The sequence below is a fragment of the Kitasatospora sp. NPDC057904 genome, assembly GCF_042887925.1.
Classification (GTDB): domain Bacteria; phylum Actinomycetota; class Actinomycetes; order Streptomycetales; family Streptomycetaceae; genus Kitasatospora.
The window spans coordinates 612,926-628,777 of record NZ_JBHVOL010000001.1 but is presented as its reverse complement, the minus strand read 5'-3'; the positions used below and the strand labels follow the sequence as shown (position 1 = coordinate 628,777).

12 protein-coding genes and 2 pseudogenes are annotated in these 15,852 nt (G+C 72.5%); 5 read left to right on the top strand and 9 right to left on the bottom strand.

From position 1 onward, the window contains the following. Positions 1–139 precede the first annotated feature (139 nt). A pseudogene (locus ACFVSN_RS02925) lies at positions 140–579 on the bottom strand (solute carrier family 23 protein); the annotation flags it as partial. A 207-nt stretch (positions 580–786) separates the two neighbouring features. Here ACFVSN_RS02925 and ACFVSN_RS02920 point away from each other — a divergent pair. Further along, positions 787–1,359, top strand: coding sequence for a dihydrofolate reductase family protein (locus ACFVSN_RS02920; protein ID WP_380448478.1), 573 nt, complete (start codon positions 787–789; stop codon positions 1,357–1,359). 216 nt (positions 1,360–1,575) lie between these two features. Here ACFVSN_RS02920 and ACFVSN_RS02915 read toward each other — a convergent pair whose 3' ends face one another. After that, positions 1,576–2,826, bottom strand: a complete 1,251-nt coding sequence (locus ACFVSN_RS02915) for a serine hydrolase domain-containing protein (RefSeq protein ID WP_387602880.1) — start codon at positions 2,824–2,826, stop codon at positions 1,576–1,578. A gap of 178 nt (positions 2,827–3,004) precedes the next feature. Continuing rightward, positions 3,005–3,988 (bottom strand): GlxA family transcriptional regulator, encoded by a 984-nt coding sequence (locus ACFVSN_RS02910; RefSeq protein ID WP_387602877.1) that lies wholly within the window; start codon positions 3,986–3,988, stop codon positions 3,005–3,007. A 91-nt stretch (positions 3,989–4,079) separates the two neighbouring features. Between ACFVSN_RS02910 and ACFVSN_RS02905 the strand changes: the two genes are divergently transcribed. Continuing rightward, positions 4,080–4,673: an MBL fold metallo-hydrolase gene (locus ACFVSN_RS02905; RefSeq protein ID WP_387602874.1), complete on the top strand. Its 594-nt coding sequence runs from the start codon at positions 4,080–4,082 to the stop codon at positions 4,671–4,673. Positions 4,674–4,858: 185 nt separating this feature from the next. Here ACFVSN_RS02905 and ACFVSN_RS02900 read toward each other — a convergent pair. The 3 genes and pseudogenes from ACFVSN_RS02900 to ACFVSN_RS02890 form a co-directional block, all read right to left on the bottom strand. Further along, positions 4,859–5,107 (bottom strand): annotated as a pseudogene (locus ACFVSN_RS02900) (transposase); the annotation flags it as partial. 14 nt (positions 5,108–5,121) lie between these two features. Beyond that, the gene (locus ACFVSN_RS02895; RefSeq protein ID WP_387602871.1) at positions 5,122–5,829 is read right to left on the bottom strand and encodes a response regulator; all 708 of its coding nucleotides are present in this window, start codon (positions 5,827–5,829) and stop codon (positions 5,122–5,124) included. Beyond that, the gene (locus tag ACFVSN_RS02890) at positions 5,826–7,106 is read right to left on the bottom strand and encodes a sensor histidine kinase (protein WP_387602868.1); all 1,281 of its coding nucleotides are present in this window, start codon (positions 7,104–7,106) and stop codon (positions 5,826–5,828) included. The genes ACFVSN_RS02895 and ACFVSN_RS02890 overlap by 4 nt, the downstream gene beginning before the upstream one ends. A gap of 440 nt (positions 7,107–7,546) precedes the next feature. Between ACFVSN_RS02890 and ACFVSN_RS02885 the strand changes: the two genes are divergently transcribed. Then, positions 7,547–9,691, top strand: coding sequence for an MMPL family transporter (locus ACFVSN_RS02885; RefSeq protein ID WP_387953602.1), 2,145 nt, complete (start codon positions 7,547–7,549; stop codon positions 9,689–9,691). A gap of 200 nt (positions 9,692–9,891) precedes the next feature. Here the strand turns inward: ACFVSN_RS02885 and ACFVSN_RS02880 are convergent, their stop codons facing one another. Continuing rightward, a complete protein-coding gene (locus ACFVSN_RS02880) occupies positions 9,892–10,071 on the bottom strand; it encodes a hypothetical protein (protein ID WP_387602863.1) in 180 nt (59 codons plus the stop codon). Between the two features lie 372 nt (positions 10,072–10,443). Here ACFVSN_RS02880 and ACFVSN_RS02875 point away from each other — a divergent pair, with 372 nt between their 5' ends. Both ACFVSN_RS02875 and ACFVSN_RS02870 read left to right on the top strand, forming a co-directional pair. Then, entirely contained in the window at positions 10,444–13,383 is a 2,940-nt protein-coding gene (locus ACFVSN_RS02875; RefSeq protein WP_387953600.1) for an AAA family ATPase, read from the top strand. A 338-nt stretch (positions 13,384–13,721) separates the two neighbouring features. Then, a complete protein-coding gene (locus ACFVSN_RS02870; protein ID WP_387602858.1) occupies positions 13,722–13,895 on the top strand; it encodes a hypothetical protein in 174 nt (57 codons plus the stop codon). Between the two features lie 113 nt (positions 13,896–14,008). Here the strand turns inward: ACFVSN_RS02870 and ACFVSN_RS02865 are convergent, their stop codons facing one another. Both ACFVSN_RS02865 and ACFVSN_RS02860 read right to left on the bottom strand, forming a co-directional pair. Continuing rightward, the gene (locus tag ACFVSN_RS02865) at positions 14,009–14,827 is read right to left on the bottom strand and encodes a methyltransferase domain-containing protein (RefSeq protein ID WP_387602855.1); all 819 of its coding nucleotides are present in this window, start codon (positions 14,825–14,827) and stop codon (positions 14,009–14,011) included. A 69-nt stretch (positions 14,828–14,896) separates the two neighbouring features. Beyond that, entirely contained in the window at positions 14,897–15,184 is a 288-nt protein-coding gene (locus tag ACFVSN_RS02860; protein ID WP_387602852.1) for an alpha/beta fold hydrolase, read from the bottom strand. Positions 15,185–15,852: the final 668 nt, after the last annotated feature.

The following is a 15,852-nucleotide window of genomic DNA, read 5'->3' as shown; positions in this document are numbered from 1 at the left end:
GAAGCGGACGGGCCTTCCGGCCGTGCCGGCGGGCCGCCCGCCCGTGTCGCACGGGGCCTGGAGCCGTCCCGCCGGCCCGGACGCCCGGCGGAGGTGACGCTCGTCACTCCGCCGGGGCCCATAGCACGGGCCGGTCCGCCTACCTCGTCGGGCCCGCCCCACCCGCTTCCTCGGCGTCGTAGGAGGACGTGCCCGAGTCCAGCAGCGGCTCCTGCGCCTTGAGGTGCGCCGGGGCCAGCGCCCGCAGCGCGTGGTAGCCGGTGATGACGACGATGGTGCCCAGCGCGATGCCGCTGAGGCTGAAGGTGTCGGTGAACTTCATGGAGACGTTGCCGATGCCGATGATGATGCCCGCGGCGGCCGGCACCAGGTTCAGCGGGTTGCGCAGGTCCACCTTGGCGGTGATCCAGATCTGCGCGCCGAGCAGGCCGATCATGCCGTACAGGATGACGGTGATCCCGCCGAGCACCCCGCCCGGGATCGCGGCCACGACGGCACCGAACTTCGGGCAGACACCGAACGGCAGCCGAAGGCGGCGGCGGCCCAGTAGGCGGCGGTGGAGTAGACCCGGGTGGCGGCCTATCGCCGAGGTCCTGGACGACCTCCGTGGCGAACCGCTCGGGCCGTTGAACCCGAGGAGCCTGTGGAGAATCGGCGACGAGCGATGAGTTTTGCTGTGATCCACAGTCATAGATCACGGCTGGTGCGCCTCGGCCGCGACTGCGATCGATGCGCGCACCGATTGAATCAACCGAGAACCTGACACGAGACACCGAGGAACCCCAGATGCGTACTCTGATCAGCACCGCCTTCATCTCGCTCGACGGCGTCGTCGAGGCCCCCGGCGGCGAACCCGGCTACCGCAACACCGGCTGGACCTTCAAGCACACGGAGTTCCTTCCCGAGGCGTTCGGCATCAAGGGCCAGGAGCAGAAGGAAGCCACCGCCATGCTGCTGGGCCGGACCAGCTACGAGGCATTCAGCCCGGTGTGGCCCGGCATGGAGGACTTCGCCGACTACAAGGTGATGCCGAAGTACGTCGTCTCCACCACTCTCACCGACGGTGACCTGGTGTCGAACTGGGGCGAGACCACCATCCTCCGCTCGCTCGACGAGGTCGCCGCACTGAAGGAGACCGAAGGCGGCCCGATCATCGTCCACGGCAGCGCCGCCCTCAACCAGGCCCTCTCGGACGCCGGCCTCATCGACCGCTACCACCTCCTCGTCTTCCCGCTGCTCCTCGGCGCCGGAAAGCGCCTGTTCAGCGCCACCGACAAGGACACCCAGAAGCTCAAGCTCGTCGAGCACGAGACCTACGCCAACGGCCTGCAGAAGAACGTGTTCGACGTCGTCCGCTGACGAGGCTCCCGTGGGAGGACCGGACATGGATCTTCGGGACCGTGGATCGCGTCGATCCGGATCGAGGTAGATCGTTCGCTCGGCCATGCGCTCTGCTCGTCGTGCTCGGGTCCCTTGAAGGCCGGGGACATGGCAACGGCAACCACGGGACGAAGAAGGTGTCGCCGTACAGCACCACCGGGCGACGTCGGGAACCGGTGGTACCTCTCCGTCCGCTCACGCGTTGAAGGCCGCCGAGATGATCTGGTTGACGAGGCGGCGGTCGTTGCCGCCTCCGGTGATGGGGTTGAAGGAGTAGACGAGCCGGCGCTTCAGGTCACGGGTGGCGAACATGCCGTCGGTGTAGCCGAACGTACTGCCGGTCTTGCCCCACACGGTCACGCCGTCGGGGAGGGTGACACGCATCGGGCCCGCGCCGTAGAAGGCCCGGCCGCGGCCCGGGTCCTGGTCACTGCCACCCAGGTAGGGGACATCGGGGACGGTGAACATCTCGTCGAGCTGCGCGGGCGGCAGGAGCCGTCCCCGGAAGAGCGCCGTCAGGAATCGGTCCAGGTCCGCCGTCGTGGAGATCATGCCTCCGGCGCCCGGATTCTGCTCGGTGATGTCGACCAGCCCGCTCTTGTCATGTGCGGGGGAGAGGTCGATGTAGCCGTGGGTGTGCGGACCGGGAATGGTCGTGTCCGTCTCGGGCGCGGTGGTGTGCCGCAGATCCAGCGGCAGCAGGATCCGGTCGGTGATCTCCTGCTGGTAGCTCCGGCCGGTCAGCTTCTCCACGAGCATCGCGGCGAGGTAGTAGCCGGTGGCCCCGTAGCTCTGCATGGTGCCGGGCTGGTCGAAGAGCCGGGGATGCTTGACCGCCATGGCGACCAACTCGCCGAAGGAGTGGTCGTCGAGCCGGTGCTCGACGATCCCCTGCGGGTCGGTCGGCAGGTCCTGTGCCGTCAGCTCGGGCAGACCGCTGGTGTAGTCGAGCAGTTGGCGCACGGAGATCGCCGGGTAGTCGGCGGGCAGCACGTCCGGCAGGTACTCCTGGACAGGACGGTCTAGATCGACCTGGCCCTCCGCGGCCAGCTGGAACACCACGGTCCCGATGAACATCTTGGTGACGCTGCCGAGGCGGAACCGGCCGTCGACCGGGACGGCCTCCCCCGTCGTCACATCGGCGACCCCGGACGTTCCCGTCCAGTGCCCGGCCGGCCCGCTGACCCGGGCCAGCACCGCTGTCGTGGTGGCAGGGGCACCTGCGACCGCCGCCCGGAGCGCAGCCACGTTCAGCTCGGTAAGAGACGCCTCGGAGGCCGCCGCGACGGCTGCGGGGCGCCCGGCCGGCGCGGCGAGAGCCGGGGCAGCGGCGCTCAGGACCACTGCGGTGAGAGCCATGCAGGCCAGCCCCGCGAGCGGCAGCCGCCTCCTGCGGCCCTTCAGGGTGGCGGTCGCGCGGTTGGTCGGCAAGGTTTCGGAAGTCATGCCTCGAGCCTGCCGGAGGCTGACTGTCCAGCCATCAGGGATCAGCCCCCAGCCGCCCCGGAGTCGCCCCTGATACGTACCGGTCTCGGGGGAATTCGAGCTTCCGGAGGCGCCGGCCCAGGGGCTCGGCCGGCGGGTGATCAGCGGGCGGTGTCGCGGACGAGGACGAGTTCGTTGCTCATCCGGCGGTGGCTTGCCCGGTTCGCTTCGGTGCGCTGGTGAAGGCGCGCCGGTAGGAGCGGGGAGGCACCCCTCGGCGCCGCACGAACTGCTCGCGCAGCACGGCCGCGCTGCCGTAGCCGACCCGGCGGGCGACCTCTTCGACCGGGAGGTCCGTGGTTTCGAGGAGTTCCTCGGCTCTGCTCAGCCGCAGGCTTCGCAGCCAGGCGTGCGGGGTGGTACCGGTCGCCGCGGTGAAGCGGCGGGCGAAGGAGCGTTTGCTCATCATGGCGCGGCGGGCCAGTTCCGTGACGGGCAGCGGCTCGTGGAGGTGCTCGCGGGCCCAGCCGAGGACCTCGGCGAGCCGCTCGTCCCGGCCGTCCTCGGGGACGGGCGCGGCCAGGTACTGGGCCTGACCGCCGTCGCGGTGGGACGGCAGCACCATGTCCCGGGCGACGGCGTTGGCGAGCGCGGCGCCGTACTCGCGCCTCAGCAGGTGGAGGCACAGGTCGAAGCCCGCGGCTGCTCCGGCACCCGTGACGACGCTCCCTTCGTCGATGTAGAGCGCGCCGGCTTCCACGGTGACCTGCGGGTGGCGGTCGGCGAGGAGTTCGGCGAACCGCCAGTGGGTGGTCGCCCGACGGCCGTCGAGCAGTCCGGCGGCGGCGAGCGCGAACGTGCCGACGCAGTGGGCCGCGACTGTGGCGCCGCGCTCGTGCGCGGCCCTCAGCACGTCGAGCACAGCCGGGGCCGGTGGTGCGCGGAATGCGGTCCCGGGCAGGGCGATGAGCAGATCGGCGCCGGCGAGCCGGTCCAGCCCGTGCGCGACGGACAGCGGCACGCCGCAGTCCGTCGGCACCGGTCCGGGCCGGTCGGCGCACAGGGCGAAGTCGAACCCGGGCAGCTCCGCCCCATGGGGACCGAACACCTCGGTGACGATGCCGGCGGCGAGCAGGCCGACACCAGGAGGGGCGTACGCGGCGACGGTCTTGAAAGGCGGCACCGTCGCAGTCTGGCACACCTGGCACGAATCCTGCGATCAAGGGCATCAGTGCCACTCGTGAACCACCGCCGCACCCGGAAGGATTGAGGCCATGACAGACGCACCGCTCGGCCGCAGCGCCACATACAAGGTCCTGACCACCGGCTACGTGGGATCCACCGGCCCCGGAGTCGCCGCAACCGTCTCCTACATCTCCGACGCAGGACGACACGTGATCTTCGACCCGGGCATGGTGGCAAGCCCCGACCACATCCTCGCCCCGCTCGCGGAACTGGGCCTGACCCCCGAAGACATCACCGACGTGGTACTCAGCCACCACCACCCGGACAACACCATGAACGTCGGCCTCTTCCGCCGCGCCCGGGTACACGACCACAAGGTGGAGTACCAGGGCGACCAGTGGAAGAACCGGGACGCAGAAGGCTACGAACTCACCCCCTCGCTGCGCCTGATCCGCACCCCAGGCCACAGCCCCGAGGACATCACGCTGCTGGCGGGCACGGACTCGGGCGTCGTCGCCTTCGCCGGCGACCTGTGGTGGCACACGCACGGCCCGGCGGACGATCCGGTAGCCCCGGACCGCGAACTGCTGCGCGCCTCACGGCTGCGGGTGCTGGCTGCGGCGGACCTGATCGTGCCCGGCCACGGCGGCCCGTTCGAGGCCGACGACACGACCCCGCGCTGAGGCGTGTTCGGTAACTGGTCGGGCTGTGGCCGTTCGTCGGCGTGGCGGTGATCGTGAGCATGCACCGCGGGAAAGTCCGGTGCGTCGCGGGCACCGCACGAGATCCGCTGCCAGGCGTCGGCCGGGGCCTGGGAGAACAGCCAGTCGATGCGTGGACAGCCCACGCCGAACTGGGACTTGGGCACTGCCAGGACATAGCCGACAACGGACTGTTCCAGCAGTCGGCGGAAGCGTCCTTCCCATCCGTAAGCCGAGTCGGCAGTGACCCGGGCGGCGGGCAGTGGGGAGGCGAGTGCCCGTAGGACCAGGGCCTTGGCGAGCCGGCCCTTGGTGTGGAACTCCCGCTCGTCGGGGATCTTCGCCGCGCGGCAGCGGTCCCGATCCTCGGTCCAGGACCCGGGCGGGCAGAGCTCGCGGTCGACAAGGGCCCGCAGACGGAAAGCCCCCGCTACCCGCCTCCCGTGCGCGCCGTGACCAGGCCGGACTCGTAGGCCGCGATGACCGCCTGGGCGCGGTCCCGGACGTCGAGCTTGCCGAAGATGCTGGTGATGTAGTTCTTCACCGTCGACAGGCTGATGTCCAGGGCCCGGGCGATCTCGGTGTTGTCGAGGCCGGTGGCCATCAGCCGCCACACCTCGACCTCCCGGGGCGTCAGCCCGCCCGTGTCGGTGACCGGCGGCAAGGCGCCGACCGGGGCCCGGACGTAGGTGGAGATCAGCCGGGTGAGCAGGCGCGGGGCGACCACCGCCTCGCCGGCGTGGACGGTGCGGATCGCCGCGCCCAGTTCCTCCGGCGAAACGTCCTTGGGCAGGAACCCGTGGGCGCCGGCGCGCAGCGCGGCCACCACGTACTCGTCCATGTCGAAGGTGCTGAGGGCGAGGACTCGGCAGGAGGGGAGGGTGCGGGCCAGCTCCCGGGTCGCGCCGACCCCGTCGAGCACGGGCATCCTGATGTCCATCACCACGACGTCGGGGCGCAGCAGGCGGGCGGCGGTGACGGCCTGTTCCCCGTTCTCGGCCTCGCCCACCACCTCGAAGGACGGGTCGGGGGAGAGGATCAGGGACAGGCCGCGCCGCACCAGCGGCTGGTCGTCCGCGATGAGGACCCGGATGCCCGGTGCCGCCGCGCCCACCGGGCCGTCGCCGTGCGCGCTCACCGGGCCGTCGCCGTTCCGTGCTGGACGGCCGCGTCGGCCGTTTCCTCCGGGGCCAGTGGCAGGTCGGCCAGGACGGCGAAGCCGCCCTCCGGACGTGGTCCGGTCCGCAGGGTGCCGCCGTGCAGGGCGACGCGCTCGCGCATGCCGATCAGGCCGTACCCGCTCCGGCCGCCGGCCGGCACCGCCTCCTGCGGTGCGGCGCCGCCCGTGCCCGCCGTGCCCGCCGTGTCCGCTGTGCCCCCGTCGTCGCGCACCTCGACGGTGACCCGGTCCGGACCGTACGTCAGGGTGACGGTCGCGCGGGCGGGCCCGGCGTGCTTGCGGGCGTTGGTGAGGCCCTCCTGGACGATCCGGAACACGGTCAGGCCGACAGTGGGCGGCAGCGGGCGGCGGGGCCCCTGGACGCCGAAGTCGGTCGGCAGGCCGGCTACCCGGGACTCGTCCACCAGCCGGCCCAGGTCCTCGGCCCCGGGCTGGGGCGAGGGCGGGGCGGTGTCCGGTTCGTCGCCGGCCCGCAGGACGTCCAGGAGCTGGCGCATCTCCCGCAGGGCCAGTCGCCCGGAGGACTCCAGGGTGACCAGGGCGTCCCGGACCACCTCCGGGTGGGCGAGGTTGGCCCGGGCGCCGCCGGCCATCAGCTGCATGGTGGTGATGTGGTGCGCCACGATGTCGTGCAACTCCCGTGCGATGCGGCGGCGTTCATCGGCCACAGCGCGGTCGGCCAGCAGCTTGCGGTTGGCCGCGACCTCCCGCTGCCAGCGCGCCACGGCGAGGCCGGCGCCGACCACGAGCAGGGCGGAGACGGGGGCGCTGACGACCGCCTGCCAGGCGGGCATCCGCAGGTGGCTCTGGCTCAGCACTGTCAGCACCGACGTCACCACCGAGGCTGCCGCCGTCTCCAGGGCGGTGCGGGCCCTGGCCACCGAATACAGGGCGACCACCAGCGCGGCGCCGAAGTGGGGGCTCGCCGGCGCGGACAGGTCGGCCGCCGACTGCAGCACCAGGACGCCGGCCAGCGTCGCGACCGGGCGGCTGCGCCGGGCGAGCAGCGGCAGGGCCGACAGCGTGACCAGGAGGAAACCCGTCAGGCTCGCCCCGTGGTCACCGGCATCCCCGTTGAACACCAGGTAGCCGAGCAGGTCGATGGTGCAGGCACCGACGGCCAGCAGCGCGTCGGCGCGCGTCCACGGCGCACCGTCGGAGTCCGCCGGGTCCGCCGGGTCTGCCCGCTCCGCCCCGAGTGCCGCCTCCGCCCCGGGACGCTGACGCCCGCCCATATCCGTTCCCCTCCGCGCCCGGCCCGCGCCGCGCCCTACCGTTGAGCCCCGTTGAGCCCCGACCGGGCTCCGATGAGCCCCGGCCAGGCCCCGATCAGGCCCCGACCAACCGTCATCGGCCCTGATCCAACCGTCATCGGCCCTGATCAGGCCCGATGACCCCATTCTGGCATCGACCCACCCCGCCCCTGCATGGTCCCCACGGCCGATCACGGAGCCCGGACCAGGACCACGGTCCCGGGTCCGGGCCCGGCCGAGGAGCAGGGGCCCCGGTGTGGATCGTCCGTCGCAGGGACGTCCTCGGCCCACCCCGGGTGATGGTCTGGAACCCGGCCGGGAACCCCCGCAGCCGAGACCGACCCTGCGGACGCTCGCGTCCACCGCCGGAGGAAACCGTGATCCGTGCACTGACCGGATACTCAACCAGGAACCCGTGGAAGGTGATCGCCCTCTGGGTGGTGCTGGGAATCTCCCTGGCCCTGCTGAGCCCGATGCTGCTCGCCCGGGTCACCCAGTCCCAGACCGGGGACTTCCTGCCCAAGAGCTACGACTCGGCCGCCGCACTGCGGATCGCCGAGGACGACTTCGGGATGAAACCCGACGCCACCACGGTCACGGTTCTGGTCGCCAGGACCGACGGCGAGGCGCTCACCGCCGCCGACCAGCAGCGGGTCGAGGCCGAGGCGGCGAAGCTCGCCCAGCGCCGGGTCGTCATGCCCAGGAAGGACGACGAGCCGGCCTTCCTCGTCCCCGACCGGTCCCAGACCCCACGGGTCGCCCCGGCCATGGTGGCGCCCGACCGCAGCTTCGAACTGCTCTCCGCCGAACTGACCGGCAACGCCGCGGACGAGGGCGTCCAGGGCGTCTACCGGGCGTTCCGGGACGCCACCCGGGCCCGGTTCGCCGACGCCGGGATGCGCACCGGGTTCACCGGGGGACTGGCCGACGCCGTGGACACCGCCGACTCCCACCGCACTGCCGCGACGGTCGGCAGCGCGCTCGTCATGGGGCTGATCGTCCTGCTCAACGTGCTGGTGTTCCGCAGCGTGGCGGCGGCCCTGCTGCCGCTGCTCGCCGTCGCCATGATCGGCAGCGTGGCGGGCGGAGCCGTGGCCGTCGCCGCGACGCTGACCGGCCTCAAGCTCGACGCCGGCACCCCCGGGCTGGTCTCCGTGGTCCTGCTCGGCATCGGCGTCGACTACCTGCTCTTCCTGCTCTTCCGCTTCCGCGAGCACCTGCGGGCCCGGCCCGAGCAGCCCGCCCGCGAAGCCGCCGCCCAGGTGACCGCCCGGGTGGGCACCGCGATCACCTCGGCCGCGCTGACCATCGTCGCCGCCTTCGCCACCCTCGGCGTGGCCAGCTTCGGCCAGTTCCGCTCGCTCGGCCCGGCCATCGCCGTCGCCGTCCTGGTCATGCTGCTGGGCAGCCTCACCATGATGCCCGCCCTGCTCGCCGCCTGCGGCCGCGGCATGTTCTGGCCCTCCCGCAGCCTGCGCCGCCAGCCGGGCGAGGGCTTCGCCGCCCGCTTCGGCGCGCTCGTTGCCCGGCGGCCACTGCCGATGCTGCTCGCCGCCCTCGCCCTGCTCGGCGCACTGGCCGCCGGGATGACCGGGATCCGGATGGACTACGGCCTCGGCGGCGCCGGCGACCGGACCCCGGCCGCCGCCACCGCCGCCGAGATCTCCCGCACCCTGCCGGCCGGCGTCTCCGACCCGACGAGCGTCTACGTCGTCACCACGGACGGCACCACCCTCACCCCCGGCCGGCTCGACGGCCTCTCCCACGCCCTCACCCAGGTCGAGGGCGTCGGCAAGACGGGCGGCACCGTCCTCAACGGGGACCGGCGCGCCGCCCGGATCGACCTCTACCTGACCGCAGACCCGCAGAGCCGACGCGCCCGCGACCTGGCCTCCGGCCCGGTCCGCGCCACGGTCGCCGCCCACACACCCGCCGGGACCAGCGCCCATGTGGGCGGCACGGCGGCGATCTTCGCCGACATCTCCACCGCCGTCGACCACGACCTGACGATCGTCTTCCCGGTCGCGGCCGCCCTGATCGCCCTGATCCTGCTGCTGCTCCTGCGCAGCCTGCTCGCCCCGCTGGTCCTGATGGTCTCCGTTGGGCTCGGCTTCGCCGCCACCCTCGGCGCCGCGACCCTGCTGTTCCAGCACGGGCTGGGCGAACCGGGCGTCAGCTTCACCCTCCCGCTGGTGCTGTTCCTGTTCGTCGTGGCACTGGGCACCGACTACAACATCCTCATCACCGACCGGATCCGCGAGGAGATGCAGCGCCCCGGCCCGCCCCGCGCCGCCGTCGCCCGTGCCGTACGGCACACCACGCCCGCCATCGCCACGGCCGGCCTGGTCCTGGCCGGTTCCTTCGCGACCCTCGCCGCCACCCCGGGCAGCGAACAGGTCGCCTTCGCGCTGACGCTCGGCATCCTGCTCTCCGCCGCCGTCCTGTCCCTGGTCCTGGTGCCCGCCGTCGCCGCCCTGCTCGGCCGCGCCCTCTGGTGGCCGCTCCGCCCGGCCCACCACCACCGGGCCGAGCCGGCCCCGGAGCCCTACCGCGTCCCGGTGCCCTGACCGGCGAGCCGCCGGTACTCCAGCAGGACGTCCTGCAGAAGAGGCGCAACCGCTCACGCCGCCCGGAGCAGTTCGGGTTTTACCTTCCCGGTCGGCACGAGCCGAACCACTTCAGCGAACTCGTCGACATCGTGTGATCGGTGCGACTGGTCCGCCTCGTGCGAGGGACGGCCGCAGGGGGTTCCAGCCAGCGCCTGGGGTTAATCGTCGGTTGGGATCCGATCGCGGATCTTGATCGCCGAGTCGTGGACACCGATCAGGGTCCGGTCCACGATCCACCCGGCCTTGATGAGGATCCGTTCTACCGCGTCGGTCATCACTTCGAGGGTGATGCTGCCTAGCGGGATGGCCCGTTCGACGGCGAACCGCGGCGAGTTCACGATCAGCTCCTTGACGTTCTGCGGTACGGGCCCGTGCCGCCGCCACCACGCCGCTGCGGCCGGCTGATTCCTGGTGGTGCGTGGGCACCGCGATCGCCTCGCGGGCCCATCGGCAGCTCGCGCCGGTAGGTCGTGGGCACCACCGACGCCGAGCTGGAGGCGATCGTACGGGTGCTGTACCTGGGGCTGGTCTTCAAACTCCCGTCCCCGCTCTGCCCCGGACTCCGCCGACCGACACCGCAGGTCGGCCGAGTCCGGGCCCTGACATACGATCATGTCTGGGAGCATCGTGGTTCGGGGCATGGGGTGTGGATGTTCAATCTGCTGGTGTCGCAGACGGAGCCGAGGGCGTACCGGACGCTAGGCGATGCGTTGCAGGCAGCCCCGGTCGGGGCGGTCAACATCGCAATCACGCCCGGTCACTACCGGACCGACGCGTACCGGTTCTGGGGCACCGCGACGATCACCGCGCTCGGCCCGCGTGGGTCCGTAGTGATCGACTGCTCCGACGAGCACAACCTCCAGATCGAGGGCCGCACGACGCTCCAACGCCTGGTTCTGCGCAACTGGCACCCGGACGGGCTGGCGCTGAGCGTCGTCGGCGGCACCGCGGTGGTGGAGGACTGCGAGTTCATGAGCCGGTCGGCCACCAGCGTGTGGGCCCGCGGCGGCGCGGAGCTGTTCCTGCGCGGGAGCACCGTCCGCGACGCCGGCATCGCCTACCGGGACGCCGCCGGCGTGATCGAGGGCACCGAGGTGATCGGCGCCGGGGCGTGCGGGATCGCGCTGCGTGACGGCGCCCGGGTGAGCGTGCGCAACTGCCGGATCAGCGGCGCCGGGGAGCACGGGATCTGGGTCACCGCGCGGGCCAACCCGCTGATCGAGCAGTGCGAGATCGACGGTACGGACCAAGGCGGGATCGTGATCGACGGCCACGCCAGGGCCGCGATCCGCGGTGGCTCCGTCTCCGGCTCCAAGCAGTGCGGGCTCGTGGTCCGGGACGACGCCCACGCCACCGTGGAGGGGCTGCGGATCACCGCGGCTGCGCAGGACGGCGTCTGGTGCACCACCCGCGGTGTCCTGACCGCCGACGGGGTCACCGTGCAGGACGCCCGCCGTTACGGGGCCGTCGTGGACGACGGCGGCGTGGCCACGCTCACCAACTGCGTCGTTGAGGGGTCGACGGACCTCGGGCTCGCGGCCGGTGGGGGCGGCAGCCGGACCGAGGTGACCGGCGGCCGGATCGAGCGGAACAAGGTCGGCGTCGGCTTCGGCGACGACGGCGCGCTCACCATGACCGGGGTCGAGCTGACCCGCAACGCCGACGCCGGCCTGGTGCTCATGCCCGGCGGGCCCGCCCGGTTGCACAGCGTCACCGTCACCAGGACCGAGGGCCCCGGGCTCATCGTGTTCCGGGGCGCCGACGCCGACATCAAAGCACTGGTCTCGACGGACAACCAGAAGGGCGACCTGCGGGACTTCCAGCCGGCGCCGAAGTCCGCACCGGACTCCACCACAGCTCCTGCTGTTACCCCCTCCCCGCCGTCGGCGCCGTCCCGCCCGCTCGTCCCGCCCGCCGAGCGTCCGACCGGTAGTACGGCGCCGACCGCCGCCCCGAACACTTCCCTGGACGCGCTGCTCGCCGAGCTGGACGCCATGATCGGCCTGCGCGAGGTCAAGGAGGAGATCGGCAAGCTGGTCAAGTTCCTGCGGGTGGCCGAGCAGCGCCGACGCGCGGGGGTGACCCCAGGACCGCCGATCGGGCGGCACATGGTGTTCTCCGGCTCCGCGGGCACCGGCAAGACCACCGTCGCCAGGGTGTACGGGCGGCTGCTGGCCGCCCTGGGCGTGGTCGCCGACGGCCACGTCACCGAGGTCTCCCGCGCCGACCTGGTCGGGAAAGTGCTCGGCGAGACGACCCAGAAGACCACCGCCGTCTTCCACAACGCCCGCGGCGGCGTGCTGTTCATCGACGAGGCCTACGCCCTCTCCCGCCGCTTCGGCGTGGGCACGGACTTCGGCCAGGAGGCGATCGACACCCTGGTGAAGCTGTTGGAGGACCACCGCGACGAGGTCGTCGTCGTGTTCGCCGGCTACTCGGCCGAGATGCGCGAGTTCCTCTCCGCCAACCCCGGCCTCCAGTCCCGGGTCTCCCGCACCATCGAGTTCGAGGACTACACCCCGGACGAACTCGTCGCCATCGTCGAGGGGCTGACCGCGCAGTTCGACTTCGTCCTCGCCGATGGCACCCGGGAGGCGCTGAAGGCCCACTTCCAGCAGGCCCGCCGCACCGCGACGTTCGGCAACGGGCGCGAGGCCCGGCGCGTATTCGAGGCCGCCATCCAGCAGCAGGCGCTGCGGCTGGCCGACCACGACGACCCCTCGCCCGAGGATCTGGTGCAGCTCCTGCCCGAAGACCTGAACGACGTGGTCGACCGCGGCCTGGGCACACGCTTCGGCGAGACCAGGGACACCGATCAGCTGGACGCCATCCTGGGCGAACTCTCCGCCATGGTGGGCCTGGAGAGCATCAAACAGCAGATCAGGGACCTGATGGACCTGATCGTGATGGCCCGGCGCCGCCGCGCGGCCGGCCTGCCCGCCGATCCTCTGCCCAGCCACCTGGTCTTCTCCGGCCCACCCGGGACGGGCAAGACCACCGTCGCCCGGCTGTACGGTTCGCTGCTCGCGGCCTTGGGCGTCCTCGCGCGCGGGCAGGTCGTCGAGGTCTCCCGCGCCAGCCTGGTCGGCGCGTTCACCGGGCAGACCGCCGCCCTGACCACCGAGGCCTTCGAACGGGCCCGCGGCGGCGTGCTGTTCATCGACGAGGCCTACGCCCTGGTCCGCCCGGCCGGCTCGGGGCCCGACTACGGGCAGGAGGCGATCGACACCCTGGTGAAGCTGATGGAGGACCACCGCGACGAGGTCGTCGTCATCGTGGCCGGCTACACCGACGAGATGCAGTCCTTCCTCGCCGCCAACCCCGGCCTCGCCTCCCGCTTCTCCGCCACCGTCGAGTTCCCCGCCTACGGCCCCGACGAACTCGTCGAGATCCTGGTCCGGATGGCCGAACCCGCCGGCTACACCCTCCCCGCCGACACCCTGGCCGCCGTGCGCTCCCACCTCGCCACCCACGCCCCCGACTACGCCCTCGGCAACGCCCGCGAGATCCGCAAACTCCTCGCCTCCGTCCAGACCGCCCAGGCCCGCCGCCTCCGCGAACGCGAACGCACGGGTCTGGAGAGCACCGTCGACGACCTCCGCCTCTTCCACCCGGAGGACATCGGCGCCTTGGGTCGTCTTCAAAGCTGATCAAGTGATGGGCGATCATGTCGGTCACGGCGCGTCGTCATAGGCTCTCGGACGTCAAGTGGGTTGTGCTGTCACGATTCCTGCTGGCTTCGGGGGTTTGCCGGTCGTCCGCGGTCGGACGACCGGCTGCTGTTGAACGGGATCGTGTGGAAGCTGCGGACCGTAGGAGCGGCGGCCTGTCGGGGCTGCCCGGGAACTTCGACGATCAGCAGCGTCCCCCGGCTGCCCGTTCGCACCGCGAAAGGCGGCCGGGCGGAATCACGGGTGCAGGGCGCTGAACCGCCGGTGTGACGTCTGTCGGATCAGGCCCTGTCAGCGGCACACGGTTGACTTTCGCCATGGACGACACCACCGATCACCTGCACCGCATCGAGGCCCTGCGGGCCGACCCGGCGCCGGGCATCGCCCGCCTGCCGGCCGACGGCGATCTCGGCGCCGCTCACCGGCGGCTCGTCGAGGCGCTGCGCCCGCGCTGGGGGGGCGTCGCGCAATCTCGCGACCGGTGGACGTGAGCCGGAATCGCCGATTCATGGCCGGCCGCACACGGACACGGCCGTGTGCGCGCAGGAAGTCGGACCAGCCCGGTTTCCTGCGCAAGCCGGTGCCGGGCGAGGTGGCCGGACGGTCAGCCCGGTCGGTGCGCCACCGCGGCGAAGATGGTCACGGAGAGGTGGAAGGCGCCCAGTTCGGCGGCTTCCGTGAGGTCGTCGTAGAGCCCGTCGCGCTGCTTCTCGGTGATCAGGCCGCGCCCGAGCGCCGCCGTGGCGAGGCCGCGGACGATCGGCCAGGTGACGTTGCCGGTGTCGTGGAGCAGCACGTCGGCGCCGACGTGGTCGACGGTCAGGCCCGCCCCGGCCAGCCAGCCGGTCAGGCGGCGGCCGGCGTCCGGGGTGGCGGCGGTGGCCTGGGCGACGGAGGCCAGCGCGGGGCGCAGCTCCGGGTCGACCGGGTGGAGCACGAAGGTGGCCCAGTCGGTGTCGAGTAGGGCCACCCGGCCGCCCGGGCGCAGGACTCTGCTCATCTCGGCGACCGCTGCCGCCGGGTCGTCCAGGTGCTGGAGGACTCGTTCGCACCAGATCACGTCGACGTTGCTGTCGGGCAGCGGCAGGGCGAGGGCGGTTCCGTCGAGGAAGCGCGCCGAACTGCCCGCTTCGGCGGCGCGCTGCTCGGCCACCGCCCGTAGTCCTGGGTGGGGTTCGAGCCCGGTCGCCGCGCCCTGCGGGCCGACCGCCGCGGCCAGCACCTGGGTTTCCGACCCGGTCCCGGCCCCGACGTCCAGTGCCTGCTCGCCGGGCCGCGCGGCAAGCTGTGCGTGTGCCCACTCCCGCAGCCGCCGCACACCGGGATTGGCGGCCTGGACGTCCAGTGCGGTGATCATGCGGTCGGTGATCGCGGGGTCGGCGTTGGGTGCGTGGAAGGCTGAGGTGGCGCGAGGGCTGGTCATGCCGCCCACTGTAGGAGCGACGGCCCGTCAGTGCTGCTCGGGCACTTCGACGATCGGCTGTCGCCGTCCTCACAGGCTCAGCAGCAGGTCCCGGACCGCGGCGGGCTGGGACAGGAACGGGTGGTGGCCGGCGTCGAGCTCGACGACGTTGCCGGCCCGGTGGGCGAACTCGCGCTGCAACTGCGGTGGGGTGCCCCGGTCCTGAGTGCAGACGAGGTATGTCGAGGGCACCTGCTGCCATGCGGCTGCCCCGACGGGCTGGCCGGTCACCTGGACACTCTGCCGGGCGATGTGGTCCGCTGCCCGCGGCCGGAGCCCCCGGGCCGCACCGATGCCAACGGCCCCCGGCGAGCGCACGGCTCGCCGGAGGCCGGGATGGTCTCCTCGGGACCGGACGGCACCCTACGTGTCCCCACCGACAGTGCGTACGCGCGGCCGTGCGTCCCGCCCGGCCGCGGGCCGTCGCACGACGGTGACCGGCCCGCCGCGACGGCGGCGGACCGGACAGCGTGGGGAAGGACCAGGGGTCAGCCCTTCTGGGCGATGTCCTTCATGTCCTCGTATCCGAGGCCGAGCTTGGTGTAGACCTCCTGCTCCGCCGGGCTCATCCCGAGGCGCTGCAGCTCCTCGGACTGGGCGCCGGTGAGCGGCTTTCCGGGGGCCGGCGCCGCGCCGGGCCCGGCGGATCCGCCCCGGCCCTTGCCGAGCCCGTCGGCGCGGGCGAGGTTCAGTACGACCCGCTGCAGGTCGTCGCCGGTAGGACAGGCGCACCGACTTGTCGACCGTCAGGTCCCGCTGGGCGTCGGGGCTTTGCCCGGGCTTGAAGGAGTCGAGCTCCTTGAGGGGCTTGTCGGCGGCGACCGTGGATGGCGTCCGATTATTCCGGACACGATGCACCGGGCCCAGGCGCGCATCGCGGCGGACCGCGGGGCTCCGTTCCCGCACTGCGAACCTGACGACCCGGCAGCACGAGACGACTTCGGGCGCAGACGTCCCGGGCACGCCGAGCGGGCCGGAGGGCCGCC

Bases quoted from the DNA above. Each gene is read 5' to 3' on its own strand.
- ACFVSN_RS02905 (WP_387602874.1), top strand. From the start codon at position 4,080: ATGACAGACGCACCGCTCGGCCGCAGCGCCACATACAAGGTCCTGACC.
- ACFVSN_RS02920 (WP_380448478.1), top strand. From the start codon at position 787: ATGCGTACTCTGATCAGCACCGCCTTCATCTCGCTCGACGGCGTCGTC.
- ACFVSN_RS02865 (WP_387602855.1), bottom strand. From the start codon at position 14,827: ATGACCAGCCCTCGCGCCACCTCAGCCTTCCACGCACCCAACGCCGAC.
- ACFVSN_RS02915 (WP_387602880.1), bottom strand. From the start codon at position 2,826: ATGACTTCCGAAACCTTGCCGACCAACCGCGCGACCGCCACCCTGAAG.
- ACFVSN_RS02890 (WP_387602868.1), bottom strand. From the start codon at position 7,106: ATGGGCGGGCGTCAGCGTCCCGGGGCGGAGGCGGCACTCGGGGCGGAG.
- ACFVSN_RS02870 (WP_387602858.1), top strand. From the start codon at position 13,722: ATGGACGACACCACCGATCACCTGCACCGCATCGAGGCCCTGCGGGCC.